Source organism: Exiguobacterium sp. E4787, from assembly GCF_018618375.1.
GTDB classification, from domain to species: Bacteria; Bacillota; Bacilli; order Exiguobacteriales; family Exiguobacteriaceae; genus Exiguobacterium; species Exiguobacterium chiriqhucha.
The window spans coordinates 114844-131808 of sequence record NZ_JACSLY010000009.1 but is presented as its reverse complement, the minus strand read 5'-3'; the positions used below and the strand labels follow the sequence as shown (position 1 = coordinate 131808).

At 53.3% G+C, this 16965-nt stretch carries 16 protein-coding genes; 7 read left to right on the top strand and 9 right to left on the bottom strand.

Going from position 1 to position 16965, the window contains the following annotated elements:
- Positions 1-67 precede the first annotated feature (67 nt).
- On the top strand, positions 68-763 hold the full coding sequence (locus tag KNP80_RS11455; protein WP_021066765.1) for a DsbA family oxidoreductase: 696 nt from the start codon (positions 68-70) through the stop codon (positions 761-763).
- Positions 764-824: 61 nt separating this feature from the next.
- Here KNP80_RS11455 and relB read toward each other — a convergent pair whose 3' ends face one another.
- Positions 825-1046 (bottom strand): type II toxin-antitoxin system RelB family antitoxin, encoded by a 222-nt coding sequence (gene relB, locus KNP80_RS11450; protein ID WP_214720001.1) that lies wholly within the window; start codon positions 1044-1046, stop codon positions 825-827.
- 143 nt (positions 1047-1189) lie between these two features.
- Here relB and KNP80_RS11445 point away from each other — a divergent pair, with 143 nt between their 5' ends.
- The gene (locus KNP80_RS11445; protein ID WP_214834772.1) at positions 1190-2407 is read left to right on the top strand and encodes an MFS transporter; all 1218 of its coding nucleotides are present in this window, start codon (positions 1190-1192) and stop codon (positions 2405-2407) included.
- Positions 2408-2429: 22 nt separating this feature from the next.
- Here KNP80_RS11445 and KNP80_RS11440 read toward each other — a convergent pair whose 3' ends face one another.
- From KNP80_RS11440 to KNP80_RS11425, 4 genes are read right to left on the bottom strand one after another with little or no spacing between them, the layout of a single operon-like run.
- Complete coding sequence (locus tag KNP80_RS11440; RefSeq protein ID WP_251132379.1) at positions 2430-3551, bottom strand: MBL fold metallo-hydrolase; 1122 nt, start codon at positions 3549-3551, stop codon at positions 2430-2432.
- Positions 3552-3611: 60 nt separating this feature from the next.
- Positions 3612-4199 (bottom strand): SCO family protein, encoded by a 588-nt coding sequence (locus tag KNP80_RS11435; protein ID WP_214834771.1) that lies wholly within the window; start codon positions 4197-4199, stop codon positions 3612-3614.
- Positions 4200-4210: 11 nt separating this feature from the next.
- Positions 4211-4627 carry a disulfide oxidoreductase gene (locus tag KNP80_RS11430; RefSeq protein WP_214704245.1) on the bottom strand — a complete coding sequence of 139 codons (417 nt, stop codon included), beginning with the start codon at positions 4625-4627 and terminating at the stop codon, positions 4211-4213.
- Positions 4624-5295, bottom strand: coding sequence for a DsbA family protein (locus KNP80_RS11425; RefSeq protein ID WP_021066759.1), 672 nt, complete (start codon positions 5293-5295; stop codon positions 4624-4626). Before KNP80_RS11425 ends, KNP80_RS11430 begins: the two co-directional genes overlap by 4 nt.
- A 157-nt stretch (positions 5296-5452) precedes the next feature.
- On the opposite strand from KNP80_RS11425, the gene KNP80_RS11420 reads away from it, so the two are divergent.
- A complete protein-coding gene (locus tag KNP80_RS11420; protein WP_214834770.1) occupies positions 5453-7048 on the top strand; it encodes a diguanylate cyclase domain-containing protein in 1596 nt (531 codons plus the stop codon).
- A 37-nt stretch (positions 7049-7085) separates the two neighbouring features.
- Here KNP80_RS11420 and odhB read toward each other — a convergent pair whose 3' ends face one another.
- Positions 7086-8363, bottom strand: coding sequence for a 2-oxoglutarate dehydrogenase complex dihydrolipoyllysine-residue succinyltransferase (gene odhB / locus KNP80_RS11415; protein ID WP_214832511.1), 1278 nt, complete (start codon positions 8361-8363; stop codon positions 7086-7088).
- Positions 8364-8381: 18 nt separating this feature from the next.
- Positions 8382-11228, bottom strand: coding sequence for a 2-oxoglutarate dehydrogenase E1 component (locus tag KNP80_RS11410; RefSeq protein ID WP_214720491.1), 2847 nt, complete (start codon positions 11226-11228; stop codon positions 8382-8384).
- A 336-nt stretch (positions 11229-11564) separates the two neighbouring features.
- Between KNP80_RS11410 and KNP80_RS11405 the strand changes: the two genes are divergently transcribed.
- The 4 genes from KNP80_RS11405 (at position 11565) to KNP80_RS11390 (ending at position 14130) form a co-directional block, all read left to right on the top strand.
- The gene (locus KNP80_RS11405; protein WP_214720492.1) at positions 11565-12500 is read left to right on the top strand and encodes an ABC transporter ATP-binding protein; all 936 of its coding nucleotides are present in this window, start codon (positions 11565-11567) and stop codon (positions 12498-12500) included.
- On the top strand, positions 12478-13215 hold the full coding sequence (locus KNP80_RS11400; protein ID WP_214720493.1) for an ABC transporter permease: 738 nt from the start codon (positions 12478-12480) through the stop codon (positions 13213-13215). Before KNP80_RS11405 ends, KNP80_RS11400 begins: the two co-directional genes overlap by 23 nt.
- Before the next feature lie 65 nt (positions 13216-13280).
- Positions 13281-13829: a cysteine hydrolase family protein gene (locus tag KNP80_RS11395; RefSeq protein WP_214720494.1), complete on the top strand. Its 549-nt coding sequence runs from the start codon at positions 13281-13283 to the stop codon at positions 13827-13829.
- A 106-nt stretch (positions 13830-13935) separates the two neighbouring features.
- Positions 13936-14130, top strand: coding sequence for a hypothetical protein (locus KNP80_RS11390; protein WP_214720495.1), 195 nt, complete (start codon positions 13936-13938; stop codon positions 14128-14130).
- A gap of 19 nt (positions 14131-14149) precedes the next feature.
- Here KNP80_RS11390 and KNP80_RS11385 read toward each other — a convergent pair whose 3' ends face one another.
- Together KNP80_RS11385 and KNP80_RS11380 are read right to left on the bottom strand one after the other, a co-directional pair.
- Entirely contained in the window at positions 14150-14764 is a 615-nt protein-coding gene (locus KNP80_RS11385) for a class I SAM-dependent methyltransferase (protein ID WP_214720496.1), read from the bottom strand.
- 104 nt (positions 14765-14868) lie between these two features.
- Positions 14869-16773, bottom strand: a complete 1905-nt coding sequence (locus KNP80_RS11380; RefSeq protein WP_214720497.1) for an LTA synthase family protein — start codon at positions 16771-16773, stop codon at positions 14869-14871.
- Positions 16774-16965: the final 192 nt, after the last annotated feature.

Sequence of the window (16965 nt, the reverse complement as noted above, 5' to 3'; positions counted from 1 at the left end):
TTTTCGTGAGCACATTCATTTACTTCGATTTCAAGACATCCTACACTGACTGTAGGAGGGATTAAATATGAAAATTGAAGTTTGGTCAGACTATGTCTGTCCGTTCTGTTATATCGGCAAGCGCCGTCTAGAAGAAGCGCTCGAACAGTTCCCGCACGCGGACAACGTCGAAGTGGAGTTCAAGAGCTTCGAGCTCGACCCGAACGCCCCGACGACCGACTCGCGTTCGATTTACGAAGCACTCGCGAAGAAATACAGCATGCCGCTCGAGCAGGCGAAAGGCACGACGGCCCAAGTCGCCGCCCAGGCTCGCACCGTCGGACTTGAGTACGATTTCGACAACATGGTCGTCACGGGCACACTCGACTCGCACCGGTTGACGCACTATGCGAAGACGGTCGGAAAAGAGAAAGAATTGTCAGAAGCGCTCCTTAAGGCGTATTTCGTCGACGCGAAACATATCGGCGACCACGACGTCCTCGTCGAGATCGCAACAAGTGTCGGACTCGATGCCGACGCCGTGAAAGACGTGCTCGCTTCAGACGTATACACGGAAGACGTTCGCGCTGAAGAGAAGCGTGCGAGCGACCTCGGCATCACCGGCGTCCCGTTCTTCGTCTTCGACAATAAATACGGCGTCTCTGGCGCCCAGCCGACCGAGGCGTTCACGCAAGTGCTCGAGAAGACGTGGGCCGAATCGGCACCGACGCTTCAAGTGCTCTCGGGCGGTGCGACGTGCACGGACGATAACTGCGATATTTGATGTTACACGAATAAAAGCAAAGCATTCGCCCATACTTGGACGAATGCTTTTTTGATTCAATTTACTTGTTCAAATCCTTTACCATATTATCAAATGAAATTGCCTCGGAATGCTTCTGGTGCACGCTCATCGCTTCACTATAAAGTTTTAAGTCGTGTTCATCCTCGATTCGTTTCAAGACAGCATCGCGAACGAGAGTCGAGAGGGACAGGTTGTTAGACCTCGCATACCCTCTTATGAGGCGCTCATCCTCCTCATTGAGTCGTACAGATATCATTCCCATACGATTAACCTCCTTTATACACATTGTATTACGAATTGAAATATTGATGTAGTCAGCTCAAATCCCGGCTTCTTTTTTGTAGCTTTCTAAATCGTTCTGAAGGATAATTATTATTACCTAATAAGAATCGAGGATTTAACCATATGTGGAAAAATCGCAACGTCTGGATCATCTTGACCGGGGAGTTCGTCGCCGGTCTCGGGCTTTGGCTCGGCATCATCGGCAACTTGGAATTCATGCAGGAGAAAGTGCCGTCTGACTTCGTCAAGGCGCTCATCCTCGCTGGCGGATTGCTCGCCGGGGTCGCCATCGGGCCGCTCGCCGGCCGTCTCACCGACCAAGGCTCGAAAAAGAAAATCATGCTCATCTCAAGTATTGTCCGGGCGCTGAGCGTTCTATTCATGTTCGTCGCCATCGAGACGGGAAGCGTGCTGTGGATGGTCGTCTTCCTCGTCTTCCTGCAAGGGTCGGCCGCGTTCTACTTCCCGGCACTCCAGGCCGCCATCCCGCTCATCGTCAAGGAACGGGAGCTGCTCGCCTTGAACGGGGTGCATATGAACGTGTCAACGCTGTCGCGTGTCATCGGGACGGCCATTGCCGGCATCTTGCTCACGCTCATCTCACTTCGGGACGTCTACGCGCTCTCGCTTGTCGCTTATCTGCTTCTCGCCGTCGCGACGTGGTTCTTGAAGATCGACGAGACGACCGTCCCATCTGCGAAGAAAGTGGACGCGAAATCGTCCGGCGGGTTCAAGGACGTCTTTCCAATCATCAAATCGATTCCGGTCATCTTTATGACACTCGTCATGACGCTCATCCCGCTCCTCTTCATCGGCGGGTTCAACTTGCTCGTCATCAACATTAGCGAGCTGCAAGATTCGACGGCGATCAAAGGATGGATTTACACGGCCGAAGGGATTGCCTTCATGGTCGGTGCGTTCCTCATCAAACGGATCGGTGAGAAGTTCTCCGTGTTCTCCATCTTGTTCACGTTCTCGTTTTTGATTGGGATCGCTCAGCTCATGCTTTACTTCGCCGACATCCCGGCCGTCTCGATCGCCGCATTCGTCTTGTTCGGCTTCTCGGTCGGTTGCTTCTTCCCGACGGCCGTGACGATTTTCCAGACACGGATGCCGAAAGACTATCACGGCCGCTTCTTCTCGTTCCGGAACATGCTCGACCGGATCGTCTTCCAAGTCGTGTTGCTCGTCACTGGCTTCTTCCTCGACTTGATCGGCTTACAGCTCATGGTCGTCTTGTTCGGGATCAGCTCGATCCTCATGACGGCAGCGTTCCTCGTCTATACGCTCAAACACAAACTTCATATCGAAACGGACGAGGCCGAACGCCTCTCTTCATAAAAACAAGCGGTGACCGATTCGGTCATCGCTTGTTCATGTCTTCGATGTCACGCCACCAGTTGGTCGTGTCGTTCCGTCCGTCGAGCGTGATCCGCTCACCGATACGCGGCGTGAGCACGTCCTCTCGTGGTAAGAGCCTCACCATCTGCTCAGCTGGGTCGAACCAGGCATGAAACGATAACGTGAACGCGCCCCAATGGATCGGCATCATCTTGTCGGCCCGCACGTCACGGAACGCCTGTGCCGTCTCACTCGGTTGCATGTGCACGTCCGGCCAGCGCTCATCGTATTGTCCGCACTCGAGCGCCGCGAAATCGAACGGTCCGTACGCATCGCCGATTTCTTTGAAGTGTGGCCCATACCCGCCGTCCCCGCTGAAGAACAGGCGGTCCGTCTCGCCAAGGACGACCCATGACGCCCAGAGCGTCGCGTTGCGGTCGGTGAGCGAGCGACCGGAGAAGTGCCGAGCCGGCGTACAAACGAACGTCCATGAGCCGAAGTCAAACGTCTCGCCCCAATCGCGCTCGACGATGCGTTCCGCCCCGACGCCCCACCGTTTTAAGTGGCTGCCGACGCCGAGCGGGACGATGAAGAAGGCGACCTTGTCTTGAATCGCTTGAATCGTCGCATAGTCCAAATGATCGTAATGGTCGTGCGTGAGCAAGACGACATCGATGTCCGGCAAGTCGTCGAGCTCGAACGGCAAGTCTTCGCTGAACCGCTCGTTTTTCGCGAACGGGAGCGGCGATGGGCTCCGGCCGAACATCGGGTCGACGAGCATCGTCTTACCGTCCATTTGGACGAGCATCGCCGAGTGTCCGAGCCAATAGATGCGTGTGAAGCTTGAACCGAGTTTCTCGCTGAAGTCGATCGGGACGACCGGTAAGCGCTCGCTCGGTTTCCGGAGCGAGTCCGGATTCAAATATTCCTTCGACATCGAGATCATGTCGTCCGATGAGAACCGCATCGGCGTCTCGAGCTGATTCTGGAACTTTCCGTTCACCAGGTTCGGCGACCGGAGCGCCTTCGGCTTCTTCCCGAGCGGTTTATATTGCGTGAGCACGGTACCTGTCACGGCAGCCAGGCCCATCAATGAAAATAATAGTGTCTTCTTCAATTCCATCCACTCCTCTACCTTATTCATTATACGGCACCAACGCCGATTCCCCTGTTTTCGAATACAAAAAAGACGGCACGGGCCGTCTTATGAGTTCTGTAAAATCTTGATGTCGCTGACGATGTCCTCGATTGGCACGTCTTGGAATCCTTGATACGCCTTGATGATTTTCCCGTCCTGGTCGACGAGATAGAACCACGTCGCGTGATCCACTTGGGTGCCTTCTGACGGTTTGCGGACGAGCGCTTTGAAGTTTTGTTGCGCGAACGACTCAATCTCTTCTTGCGAATAGCCCGTCAAGAATTGCCAATCGGCTTTCGCCAAGTCGTAGTCAGCCATGAACGCTTGAATCTTGTCCGGCGTATCGACGGTCGGGTCGACGCTGAACGACACGAACTGGACGTCTTCGACGCCTTCCTCGACGAGCGCTTCATTGAGTTTCGTCATGTTGTACGTCATCGGTGGACAGACCGTCTCACAGCTCGTGAAGACGAAGTCGGCCATCCAGACTTTGCCCTTCAAATCGTCCAGACTAACCATCTCTTCATTCTGATTCATATAGTCGAACGACTCGATCTCCCAATTGAGCGGGTCTTCAATCTCCTGGCCGCACGCGGCGAGCACCGCCATCAAGCTGATCAATCCGATGAGCATCCATTTCTTCACACGTTCCATCTCCTTCATTGTCAATTGCGTCTCACGCGCCAGACGAGGAGCGTGATCAAAGTAAATGCCGTCAAGGCAAGGAACGGAATCGTCACGAACCCGAACCAGTTGATGTATTGCACGTTGCACGGTACGCCTTGCACGCACGGCTTGATATCGGCGAAACCGGGTACTTTTTGAACCAAATAATGGTACAGTGAAACCAGACCTCCGAGGATGGAGAGCGGCAATACATACTTCTTCACCGCCCGGTCGTCCGTGAACACGGCGACCCCGAGCAAGATGACGAGCGGATACATGAAGATGCGTTGAATCCAGCAGAGCTCACATGGCACGAACTCGCGAATCTCGCTGAAATAAAGACTGCCGAGCGTCGCCGTGAGGGCGACGAGCCAAGCGAGATACAGACCATAACGGGTCAAGAATGAATGCTTCATGGCGTGCCTTGCTCAATCAATCGCTCAATCGTCTCGTAATCGAACGGGTCCTCGAGCATGACGCCGTTAATCATGATTGACGGTGTGAACTGGACACCGTGCTCTTTGACGAGCCCGTCATCGAGACTCACCTGTTCGAGCACCGTCGAGTTCTCACTCAAATCGTCCTCGAGCTTCGCCACATCGACCGATGTCGTCTCGCTCGCAATCTCTGTCAACCGCTCGACCGTGACCCATGCCTCGTCGTGCTGTTGACTCGCCGGTTGCGCGTCGTAAAGCGCCTTATGGAACTCCCAGAACGCGTCCGGGTCTTGTTTATACACCGACTCAGACGCGAGCGATGCCAAAATCGACTCTTGTCCGTGGAACAGGACGTTGATGTAGCTGAAACTGATTTTCCCAGTATCGATATAGTCTTCTTTCAACTTCGGATAGACCGTTTCGCCCCACTGTTTACAAGACGGGCATTTGTAATCCCCGAATTCCACGACCGAGACGGGTGCGTCCGCATCACCGAGCGTCGGCTGACCTTCCGTCGACACGTGTTCTGTCGTCGCCGGTGCCGCCGTCTCGGCTTGTTCGGTCGGTTGATTCATCAAGACGACCACGACGGCCACGAGGGCGACCGCGAGCAGTGTCGCGATGACCAATAGTTTGTTCTGTTTCAATCGTTTCACCTCTATTTGTATCGATTCGTCTTTCATTATAACGAAAGCGCTATCTGTTTCCACGAAATCGACCTTGTTTTTTCTCAACTTTGCTTCATGTCATGAAAAAAATGACGATGAACAAAGTGGATGTTGTGATTGTAGGAGGAATTTGTTCATGAAATCATTTTCGATGCGTCTCGGTCTCATTTTGGCGCTCAGCATCGCCACACTCGTTTTTTTACTCACCATCACGCTGACGTATATGACGAGTCAACGTTCCGCCGCCTCGCTCGAAGCGGAGATTGGGGAACGGTTGTCGATGACGTCGCATCAGCTCGTCGACAAGCTCGACTTTTACATGTGGTCACGCTATCAAGAAGTGCAATTACTTCAAGGGCTTGACGCCTTGAACGACCCTGCCTCGAGCCGGGCCCTGCTCGACCAGGTCCAGACGAACATCCCCGCTTTCTCGTGGATGGGCGTGACCGACGCGTCGGGGAACGTCGTCGCTTCGACGAACGGAATCTTAGAAGGCGCCAGCATCAAAGAGCGCCCTGTTTTCCTCGAGGCACAGACTGAGCCGTTCATCGGCGATGTGCATGAAGCCGTTTTGCTCGCCGAGCTGTTGCCGAACCCGAGTGGCGAAGTCCTCCAGTTCGTCGACATCAGCGTCCCGCTCGTCCGTGAGGGGATCTTCCAAGGCGTGCTCGCGACCCACCTCAGTTGGGAATGGGGCAATGAAGTGCTCCGCCACTTCAACCGGACGCTCCACCATCAGTCCGAGTATACCGACTTGTTCGTCGTCAGCGGACGTGACAACACGGTGTTGCTCGGTCCCGACCACCTCGTCGGCAAACCGCTCCCGACGTCATTGAAAGAAGGCTGGCACGTCGACACGTTGCAGGACGGAACTTCTTATTTGACTGGTGTCGCCATCGGTGAAGGTTATGAGGATTACGCCGGACTCGGTTGGAGTGTCGTCGTTCGCCAACCGACCGAAGTCGCGTTCGCCCCGGTCATCGAACTAGAGAACAAAATATTATGGATCGGTCTCATCGCCTCGCTCGTGACGTCTACGCTCGGATGGTTCCTCGCCTCGATTGTGACGCGACCGTTACAACGGATCACCGAAACGGCTGCTCTGATGAAGCAAGGGAAGGCCAAGACGTTCCCGCACCAGTCTGGGATTCATGAGATTGAGTCGCTCGCATTCGCCCTCGAGTCACTTGTCTCGTCTCTCACCGAATCTGAGACAGAACGTGTCCATTACGAGTCACTCGCCAACCGTGACGTCTTGACCGGACTCGCGAATCGGACGGCGCTTCGACACTATTTGAACGAAGCCCAAGCGACGAAGAACGAGTACGTCTGTTTCTATATCGACCTCGACGGTTTTAAAGCCGTCAACGACACGTATGGACACGCCACGGGCGACGATGTCTTGATTGAGATTGCCGAACGGTTGAAACGCGTGACGCTCGATGGTGCCTATCCGATCCGGTTGAGCGGTGACGAGTTCTTCCTCTTGTTCGAACGGAATGGAAAGAGTGAACGATTGATCACTCAAATCGGACAAGACCTCATCACTTCCCTGTCCGAACCGATTACCATTGAAGGCGGGACGACAAGCGTCGGGGCAAGTATCGGCGCCTCGCTCTGGCAGACGGAGACGGTGCCACACGCCGCCATCGAACGGGCGGACCAGGCGCTCTATCGCTCAAAGGCGAACGGAAAGCAACAAATCACGCTCGATGAGACGCTCATCGCATAAGCAAAGGTCCATGCCGCTCGGCATGGACCTTCTTGTATTACGCTTCGAACAACAATTGTTCTGGATCTTCAATCATGTCTTTAATGTGCTTGAGGAATGTCACGGCCTCACGACCATCGACGATGCGGTGGTCATACGAGAGCGCCACGTACATCATCGGGCGGTTCTCCATCGTTTCCGCGTCGATAGCGATTGGGCGGAGTTGAATCGAGTGCATCCCGAGAATCGCGACTTGTGGGCCGTTCAAGATCGGTGTCGACAAGAGTGAGCCGAAGACGCCACCGTTCGTGATCGTGAACGTTCCACCTGTGAGGTCGCTCAACCCGAGCTTGTTATTGCGTGCTTTATCGGCGAGGTGCAAGATGTCTTTCTCGATTTCACCGAAGTTCTTGCGATCCGCTTCGCGGACGACCGGGACGACGAGGCCGTCCGGAGCCGACACGGCGATACCGATGTCATAGTATTTTTTCAAGACGATCTCGTTGCCTTGAATCTCAGCGTTCAAGTACGGCATCCGTTTGAGTGCCGCAACGGCCGCCTTCGTGAAGAACGACATGAAACCGAGTTTGACGTCATTGTCTTTGATGAACTTCTCTTGGCGACGTTTGCGGAGCGCCATGACAGCCGACATATCGATTTCGTTGAACGTCGTCAGCATCGCTGCCGTCTGTTGAACTTCGACGAGACGGTTGGCAATCGTTTGACGACGGCGCGTCATTTTGATGCGCTCTTCGTCTTTGCCGCTCGCCGCCGGTTGCGGTGCCGCTGCTGGAGCTTTCGGTGCTTGTGGCGCTGGCGTCGGTGCCGGTTTCGACTCGTGGCTCGTCACGTCATGGACGTTGATGCGACCAATCGGGTCGTTCGTTTGGACGGCTGACAAATCGATGCCTTTCTCACGGGCCAATTTACGGGCCGCCGGTGTCGCGATTGGTCCTTTGCCTGGGCTCGCGACGTGCTCTTCACGGCGCTCGACTTTCTTCGCTTCTCCGACCGCTTCGACTTTCGTCTCGGCTGGTGCTGGAGCCGTCTCAGCAGGTGCTTCTGTCTTTGTCTTCGTCGCGACGGCCGTGCCGCCACCCGATCCTGAGCTGAGGCGAGCGATCACTTGTCCAACTTGGACCGTGTCCCCTTCGGCCGCCAATTGCTCGTCGAGCGTGCCCGACTCATCGGCCGGCACCTCGATGTTGACTTTGTCCGTCTCGAGTTCGACGATGGCTTCCCCTTTTTCGACGTGGTCGCCTGGCTGTTTGAGCCAAGACGCGACCGTTCCTTCCGTAATGGACTCTGCTAATTCAGGTACTTTGATTTCGATCACAATGAGTTCCCCCTTAACTTATTTACGATCTTTTTGGTATGTGCTCGTGCCGGCAGCAGCCGAGACGGCGTCACGTGAAATGGCGTCACGGATGATTCGTGCTTGCTCTTGTTTATGGGCTGTCGGATTCCCTTCAGCCGGGCTCGAACGGCGGCGACGGCCGACGTAGCGGACGTTCAGACGGTTCGATGTGACAGCTTCGAGACGAGGCTCGATGTACGTCCATGCCCCCATGTTCTTCGGCTCTTCTTGGACCCAGACGATCTCTTTCGCGTTCGGATAGCGGCTGATCAATTCACGGATCTCACGGACCGGGAACGGATAGATTTCTTCGACGCGGATGATGTGCAGGAAGTCGAGTGACTCCTCTGACTTCATCGTCGCTTCTTGCAAATCGATTGCCATCTTCCCTGAACAGAAGACGAGACGTTCGACTTGCTCCGGATTCTCACCGAGACCGACTTGTTCGATGATCGGACGGAAGTTATTGTCTGACAGTTCATCGACCGGTGAGGCTGCAAGCGGATGACGGAGCAGGCTCTTCGGTGTCATGATGATCATCGGACGGATTTGTTCCGTGCCGAGCATCTTCGCCTGACGACGCAAGATGTGGAAGTACTGCGCGGCCGTCGACAAATTCGCGACCGTCCAGTTTTTTTCTCCAGCGAGCGTCAAGTAACGCTCCATGCGGGCGCTCGAGTGCTCTGGCCCTTGGCCTTCATAACCGTGCGGCAACAGCATGACGAGACCTGACTTCTGTCCCCATTTGGCGCGGCCGGCCGAGATGAACTGGTCGAACATGACCTGGGCCGAGTTGGCGAAGTCGCCGTACTGGGCTTCCCAAAGCACGAGCGTGTCTTGGGCGAAGACGTTATAGCCGTATTCGAAACCGAGCACCGAGCCTTCTGAGAGCGGGCTGTTGTGGACCGAGAACGAGGCGTTCGCCGTCGACAAGTGATGGAGCGGCGAGAACTTCTTACCTGTCTCGACATCGTTCAACATGATGTTACGTTGCGCGAACGTACCGCGCTCCGAATCTTGTCCGCTCAAACGGATTGGTGTGCCGTCCGAGATGATTGAGGCGTAAGCGAGCGTCTCGGCATGGCCCCAGTCGACTTTCCCGTTGTCCGCGAACGCGTCACGGCGACGGTCGAGCACTTTTTGCAGCTTATGGAACACGCCGAAGCCTTCCGGCCAGACGAGCAATTCGTCATTCAATTGCTGGAGCACGTCACGTTCGACACCTGTCTCAACGAACGGGAAGCCTTTGTGGACCGCTTCCGGCAAGATGATGTCGGCATCTTCTTCTTCGGCCGGGACGAGGTCACGGGCCGATTTGAGACGGTCTTCAATCGATTGCTCGATCGTCGCTTTGTCTTCTTTCGACATGACGCCTTCCGCTTCGAGCATGTCGGCATAGACATGACGGACCGATTTGTGTTCTTTGATGGCCTTATAGAGCACTGGGTTCGTGTTCATCGGCTCATCCATCTCGTTATGACCGTAGCGGCGGTAGCCAACCAAATCGACGAGAATGTCTTTATGGAATTTGGCGCGATACTCGCTGCACAGTTTAGCGACAGCGACACACGCTTCCGGATCGTCCGCATTGACGTGGAACACCGGAATCTCATAGCCTTTGGCGATATCACTCGCATAACGTGTCGAGCGCGAGTCGCTCGGGTCGGTCGTGAAGCCGATCGTGTTGTTGGCGATGACGTGGACCGTCCCAGCTGTACGATAACCATTCAAGTTCGTCATGTTGAGCGTCTCGGCGACGATGCCTTGACCTGGGAACGCAGCATCCCCGTGAATCAAGATTGATGCCGCTTTGTCGTCATGTTGGACGGCCATCCCTTTCTCAGAGCGGTCGTCTTGCGCGGCGCGCGTATACCCTTCGACGACCGAACCGACGAACTCGAGGTGACTCGGGTTGTTTGCGAGGTTCAAGCGGACTTCTTTCTTCTCTTCTAACACTCTGCGGTCGAGACCGAGGTGATATTTCACGTCGCCGGACCAACCGAAGTTGATGCCAATCGATCCTTCCGACGGAATCAATTCTTTATTCGGGGCGTGCTGGAACTCAGCGAAAATCATCTCATACGGTTTGCCGAGCACGTGCGCGAGCACGTTCAAGCGTCCACGGTGGGCCATCCCGATGTTGATATGTTCTGACCCGCTCGAGATGAGGCCACCGACCATGGCGTCAAGGAGCGGCACCATCGCGTCGAGCCCTTCGATTGAGAAGCGTTTTTGTCCGACGTATGTCTTATGGAGGAACGACTCGAACAACTCTGTTTCCGCTAGACGTTGGAACAACTCGATTTTCTCGTTCTTCGAGTATTTCGCTTTCAATGCGCCCTGCTCGATGCGGCGGCGAATCCAACGCTTCTCTTCCATGTCATCCAAGTGACGGAGCTCGATGGCGACCGGGCCTGTATAGACGTCAAGCAAGTGACGAACGAGCTCGAGCGCGTTCGCACCCGGCTTCGGCACGTCTTCCGACAACAAGTGAGCCGGTACTTGCTCGAGGTCCGCTTCACTCAACCCGTAGCGGTCAAACGCAAATAAGCCGTGCTCGCGTGGGTGGTCTTTGAGCGGATAGATGTCGGCCGCTTTATGGCCGAGTGCCCGGATATCATTGACCAACCGTGTCGCTGCCACGACTTTCTCTAAATCAAACGATGCAGCCGGCGCGACAGGTGCGCTCGCTTCCGGGGCCCCGTGCTCGTCAAAGTATTGACGCGTCTCCGCATCGACTGATTCTGGGTCTTCCACATACTGCTCGTACAATTCAACGATATAGCCTAAGTTTGGACCATAAAATGCTTGTACTTCTTCGCGACCGTTTGACGACTCTCCCATTGAATAAATCCCCCTATCCGTTCCTGTGCGCCCGATGTGTGAACGCTTTCATTTTAACATTAAGCACGAAGCAGTTCATCCTTCTGATTCGTCCTGCAAAAAGAGCCAAATCTTGCCTCTTTCTCTCCTCTCCATACTACACCTTTCCATATGGAAAGACCCTTTCAAATTCACAATTCGTCCATACTATTTCAATAAGTTTTCCTTATCAACAAATTGTGAAATCAGGCGTTTGTTTCAACAATTTCAAAAAAAAGGTGAAACCTTATTTCAATCTGCTCCGTATAGTACGGTAATCCAGTTGGAAAATACTCTCAACGAAAGCAAGGTGATCTTATGTTATCCGTACAAAACGTACACAAGAAAATGGGGCAGACGAACGTCCTGACAAACGTCAGTTTTGACGTCACCCCTGGAGAAATCTTCGGATTCCTCGGACCGAATGGCGCCGGGAAGACGACGACGATCCGCATCATCACCGGACTCATGCCGGCGACACATGGCACCGTCACCGTCGACGGGTTCGACGTCTCAACAGATCGCCAACAAGCGCTCAGTCGCATCGGAGCCATCGTCGAGAACCCGGCCTTCTATCCATATTTGACGGGCCGCGAGAACTTGATTCACGCGATGAACTTGATTCCCGGCTTAAAGAAAGTCGATTTGAACGCCCTCGGCGCCCTCGTCGGACTCGAGACGAAACTTGATATGAAAGTGAAACAATACTCGCTCGGGATGAAACAGCGCCTCGGGATTGCCCGTGCCCTACTTCATAACCCGAAAGTCTTGATTCTCGACGAACCGACAAACGGGCTCGACCCGGCCGGAATCGCCGATTTGCGTAACTACTTACGGCATTTAGCCGACCATCGCGGCATCGCCATCCTCATCTCAAGTCATTTATTGAGCGAGATGGAACTGATCACCGATCGGTTCGCCATCATCGACCAAGGACAAATCAAATCGATTCAAGGTGACGGCGAAGCGAAGACGGAGAGTGTCATCCTCTGTAAGGTCGACCGCAAACAAATGAACGAGGCGCTCGATGTCGTCGCACTCGCGTTCGATGACGTGAAAATCATTCAACAATCGGCCGAGACGTTCATCGTCCCACGTCCGGAAACGGATATCCCGCACTTGTTGAAACATCTTGTCGATCGCGACATCGCGGTCTATCAAATAGGCATGAAGCACGAGACACTTGAGGAGCAGTTCTTGAAAGTGACGAAGAAAGAAGGAGGCACGAACAATGCGTTCATTACTGGCCAATGAATTTATGAAGTGGCGGCGCACGATCAAACCGTTGATCGCGCTCGGCATGTATACCGGGATTATCATCTTGACGTACTTCATCGTCCGGAGCGGCGACAATCCAGGTGACGCGGAAACATTCGTCAACTATGCGACGATGGCCGCCATGACGTTCCTCGGGATTTTCACGATCGTGTTCACAGCCGAGATGATTGGAAATGAGTTGAAATTTGATACGTTGAAGCACTTGCTCATGAGCCCGTACTCGCGCGACCGGATTTTACTCTCGAAACTTGTCGCCGCGCTCTTGATCATGCTCGTCCAATTCGTATTCATCATTGCTGTCACGTATGGCTTCGCCTGGACGCTCGACGGAGCATTGACGTTCGAGCAGTTCCGCAACGTCTTACTTAGTGTCTCGAGCGGCGTGTTCGTCATCTTCTTGACGCTCATGTTCTCGGTCGTCTTCAAGTCCGTTGGCGTCGTCATTGGTTTCACCGTGCTCGCGAACTTCGTGTCGACGATGATTGGCGGACTCCTCATCGCTTGGAAGCCGGACATCGCCAAATGGATCGTCTTCTTGCATACGGACCTGTCGATTTATTACCAGAGCCCTGGCTTCATGGAAACAATGGACGTAACGATTTGGTTCTCGGCGTTCTATGTGTTGATTCATATCGTCGCGTTCTATATCATCACTGCATTCGTATTCCGGAGCAAAACGTTCGCTGAATGACGATTAACGCCGTCGGCAGAGTGGTACTTCATAATGTGAGACTCACTTGGAATGGAGGGACCACGATGTCAAAGACGGCGTTACTCATCATCGACATGTTCAATGATTTCGACTTTGTCGGCGGGGAGGACCTACTTCGAAACACGGAGCCGATTGTCGACCCGATATTAAAACTGAAGCGGCATTTTAAGGCGAACGATTGGCCGGTCATCTATTGCAACGACAACTTCGGTCAGTGGAAAGACAGCACCGAGGATATCATCCGTCACGTCGAGTCGTCGAAAGGCAGCGCCATCGCAAAACGGATTGCACCGGAAGACAAAGAGTATTTCATCATCAAACCAAGGCACTCGACGTTTTACGGGACGCAGCTCGATATCTTGTTGCGTCAACTTGAGGTCACATCGCTCGTCCTGACCGGTGTCGCTTCGGACATCTGTATCTTGTTCTCAGCGAACGACGGGTACATGCGCGAGTATGAACTCCACGTCCCGCTCGACTGCGTTGCTGCCGAGACGGACAAACGAAATGATAGCGCCTTAATCGTCATCCATGAGGCGCTCGGCATTCCGATTGACGATGCTGAGACGTATATTAATCAGCAAGACGTGTGATAAAAGCCTCTGATTGTTGGACACAGAATCCCAACATTTCAGAGGTTTTTTCGTTTTGTTTTCAGCTATGCTAGAAGTATGAAGAAACTATGAAGGATGTGACAATATGTATCTCACAATTGGATTATCGTTACTCGTTTGCTTGATTGCCCTCATTTTTACGATCATGGTCGGACTCGGGAAAGACAAATCAGACTACAATCAAAAGAAAAGCTGGTCAATGGTGTCGTGGACGTATATCGTCTTGTTCCCGGTCTCATTTTTGGCGCTCGGCCTGTTATACTATTTCATTACCCGATGACCTCGTTCATCGGGATTTTTTATTTGACCGCGACGGTGATCCCGATTGGATAATGGCGCGTCCCCCGCTTCGGTTCGACGAGCACGCCTCGTTGGTAATAGAACTCGGTCGATGTGAATGACGTAAATAATTCCTCAAACTCGGCCTCAGTGAACTGATGGGCATGGAAGGGCTCATTCGTCGGTTGCCCGACGCCTTGACCGAACGGTGTCGACAACACCAAGATTCCGCCTGGTTTCAAAAAGTCCCACACGTTCGCCATGAATGTCTTATAGTCAGTCACGTGTTCAATCGTCTCAAAGCTGACGATGCAATCGAACATCCCGAGTTTGTCCGGTAACGTCCGGTCGACGACATCGCCTACGATATAGTCGACGTTCGGGTGGTGATAACGCCCTTTCGCATAGCGCGTCGCCTCTTCCGACAAGTCGACGGCGACGACCTCGGTCACGGTCCCTTTCAAGTTCTTCGCAATCAATTGACTGCCATATCCACTCCCACTCGCAAAATCGAGGACGCGTCCGTTCATGTATAACAATGCGAAATGGTAACGCGCGATATGTTCGAGTAACAATCCGTTCAGCGGGTCCATGCGATCTGGGATGACCCGTTCTCCCGTATAATCTAATGTCATAAATTCTCCTTTGGAAAGCTATTCTGCTTTCATCTTAGTCTTCCTAGCACGCAACGACCACAAAAAAGAGAAAAGATTGTCTCCAACCTTTTCTCTCCTCGTTATTAGTCTTGCTTGAAGCGGAGTAAATCCGAATAGATGAGCTGGTCGTTCATCTCAAGGATTTTATTCGCTTCTTCTTCAAGTGGCGTACATGCTGCACCATCTTCAGCGACTTCGCCAGTCTTGGCGTCATAACACATCGACTGCGTGAACAGATGGTCTTGCGTCACGACCGTTCCATCACGGAAGATGGCGCGGTCATAATGCTCTTTCGAGAACAAGTCATTCCCGAATCCGACCTGTTCAGATGTATCGATTCCGAGCAAGTGCTGAATCGTCGGGTTCATGTCGACGTGACTTCCGATTGTCTCATGCACTTCACCCTTGTCTTGGCCCGGTAAGTGGATTGCGAACGGGACCGCTTGGAGCTTGGCCACATCGTATGGCGTCAACTCGTCTTTCCCGAGCAAATCAGCCATAGCGGCATTATGGTTCGTCGAGATGCCATAATGGTCACCGTAGACGACGAAAATCGTGTCGTCCCACATGCCGTTCGCCTTCAACTCGTCGATGAACAAGCCGAGGGCGTAATCTTGGTAAGCGAGCGCTTGCGGGAAGTTGTTGAGCGTCGTCGAGTTCGTCTCAAATTTTGGAACGAGCTCGTGCTTCTCACTCGGCATCGTGTACGGGAAATGGTTCGTAAGCGTGATGAACTTCGCGTAGAACGGTTCCGGAAGCTCTTCGAGCATCGGTACCGATTGGCGGAAGAACTCATCATCGAGCAGACCCCACTCCGTCATATCCTCGGGGTTTCCGAGGTCATAGCTGGCTTCGTCAAAGAACTTGTCGACGCCGATGTTTTGATACATCTGGTCGCGGTTCCAGAACGATTTGTTGTTGGCGTGGAACACGGCCGAGTAATAGTTGTCATCTTTGATGACTTCTGGTAACGCGTTATATTCGTTGTCGGCGTTCGTGAAGTAGACTCCTCCACGTGACAGACCGTAAAGCGAGTTATCGAGTGCGAACTCGGCATCTGACGTCTTCCCTTGGCCAGTCGTATGGTAATAGTTCGGCCAGTAGTGGGACTCTTCGATCAGTTTGTTCAAGTTCGGCGTGATGTACTCGCCGTTCGACGCTTTCATGTTGTGCGTGAAGTTTTGGGCCGACTCGAACGAGACGACGACCACGTTCTTGCCTTTATACTTCCCGAACATCTCCGGGTCCGGAGCCGCATAGTTCTGACGAGTGAAGTTCTCGACTTCATCCAGTTCAGAACCGTCTGCGAGCGCCTTCTGGGCCGATGTCTTCGTTTGGAGCATGGCGTCGTAGACGTGGAAGTTGAACGTTCCTAAGTTTTTAACCAACAGCTCTCGGTCGAACGAGCGCGTCAACAGTTCTGGACGCTCCGTTTCGGCGAGGACGAGGTTAAACCCGAACAAGGCCGCGGCCGCACCGAACGTGATTAAGACGCGGCGTTGCGATGCCTGGCTCGTCTCGTTCATCTTCCATAGTAGGAATGGAAGCACGACGAGGTCTCCTAATAGGAGCAAGTCTTTCCATTCGAGAAGCGAGAGGAACGAAGACGAGAGCGTCTCCATGTTCGACGACTGGAACAAGACCGGTACGGTCAAGAAGTCTGTGAACTCACGATAGTACGTCGTATCCGCGAACAAGATAAGCGAGGAGACGAGGTATAGACTGTACAGTGCCCACTTCCGCTTATTCCCCCCGAAGAAGAAGCTGAACGCGAACAGGAACAACGTGAAACTGAGCGGGTTGATGAATAGGATGAATGCCTGGACCGCGTTCTCGGCCGGTATATTGAAGAAGAACTGATACGCGATCAGCGACTTCGTCCATAACAGGATGGTGAACATCCAAAACAGACGGTGTGTCTTGAACGAGTCGAGCGCCGTCTGACGGAAGCGGTCCATCCTTCCTTTCGATTGATTCGTGTGATTCATGTAAACACTCCTTATATGGAATTCAAGTTAAAGATTCATTTTCTTTTTAGAAGTATAAGCTATATTTTAACGTTCCCTTGAACTCAATTCAACTAATTGACGTTTACAACTATACACAAACTTAACAATCCGATTGCAATGTTTACGAAAAAAAGACTACCGAGTCGCCTCGGTAGCCGATTACGAGTGATT

Coding starts and splice junctions, on each gene's coding strand:
- KNP80_RS11455 (WP_021066765.1), top strand. CDS start 68: ATGAAAATTGAAGTTTGGTCAGACTATGTCTGTCCGTTCTGTTATATC.
- relB (WP_214720001.1), bottom strand. CDS start 1,046: ATGGGAATGATATCTGTACGACTCAATGAGGAGGATGAGCGCCTCATA.
- KNP80_RS11445 (WP_214834772.1), top strand. CDS start 1,190: ATGTGGAAAAATCGCAACGTCTGGATCATCTTGACCGGGGAGTTCGTC.
- KNP80_RS11440 (WP_251132379.1), bottom strand. CDS start 3,551: ATGAATAAGGTAGAGGAGTGGATGGAATTGAAGAAGACACTATTATTT.
- KNP80_RS11435 (WP_214834771.1), bottom strand. CDS start 4,199: ATGGAACGTGTGAAGAAATGGATGCTCATCGGATTGATCAGCTTGATG.
- KNP80_RS11430 (WP_214704245.1), bottom strand. CDS start 4,627: ATGAAGCATTCATTCTTGACCCGTTATGGTCTGTATCTCGCTTGGCTC.
- KNP80_RS11420 (WP_214834770.1), top strand. CDS start 5,453: ATGAAATCATTTTCGATGCGTCTCGGTCTCATTTTGGCGCTCAGCATC.
- KNP80_RS11410 (WP_214720491.1), bottom strand. CDS start 11,228: ATGGGAGAGTCGTCAAACGGTCGCGAAGAAGTACAAGCATTTTATGGT.
- KNP80_RS11405 (WP_214720492.1), top strand. CDS start 11,565: ATGTTATCCGTACAAAACGTACACAAGAAAATGGGGCAGACGAACGTC.
- KNP80_RS11400 (WP_214720493.1), top strand. CDS start 12,478: ATGCGTTCATTACTGGCCAATGAATTTATGAAGTGGCGGCGCACGATC.
- KNP80_RS11395 (WP_214720494.1), top strand. CDS start 13,281: ATGTCAAAGACGGCGTTACTCATCATCGACATGTTCAATGATTTCGAC.
- KNP80_RS11390 (WP_214720495.1), top strand. CDS start 13,936: ATGTATCTCACAATTGGATTATCGTTACTCGTTTGCTTGATTGCCCTC.
- KNP80_RS11385 (WP_214720496.1), bottom strand. CDS start 14,764: ATGACATTAGATTATACGGGAGAACGGGTCATCCCAGATCGCATGGAC.
- KNP80_RS11380 (WP_214720497.1), bottom strand. CDS start 16,773: ATGAATCACACGAATCAATCGAAAGGAAGGATGGACCGCTTCCGTCAG.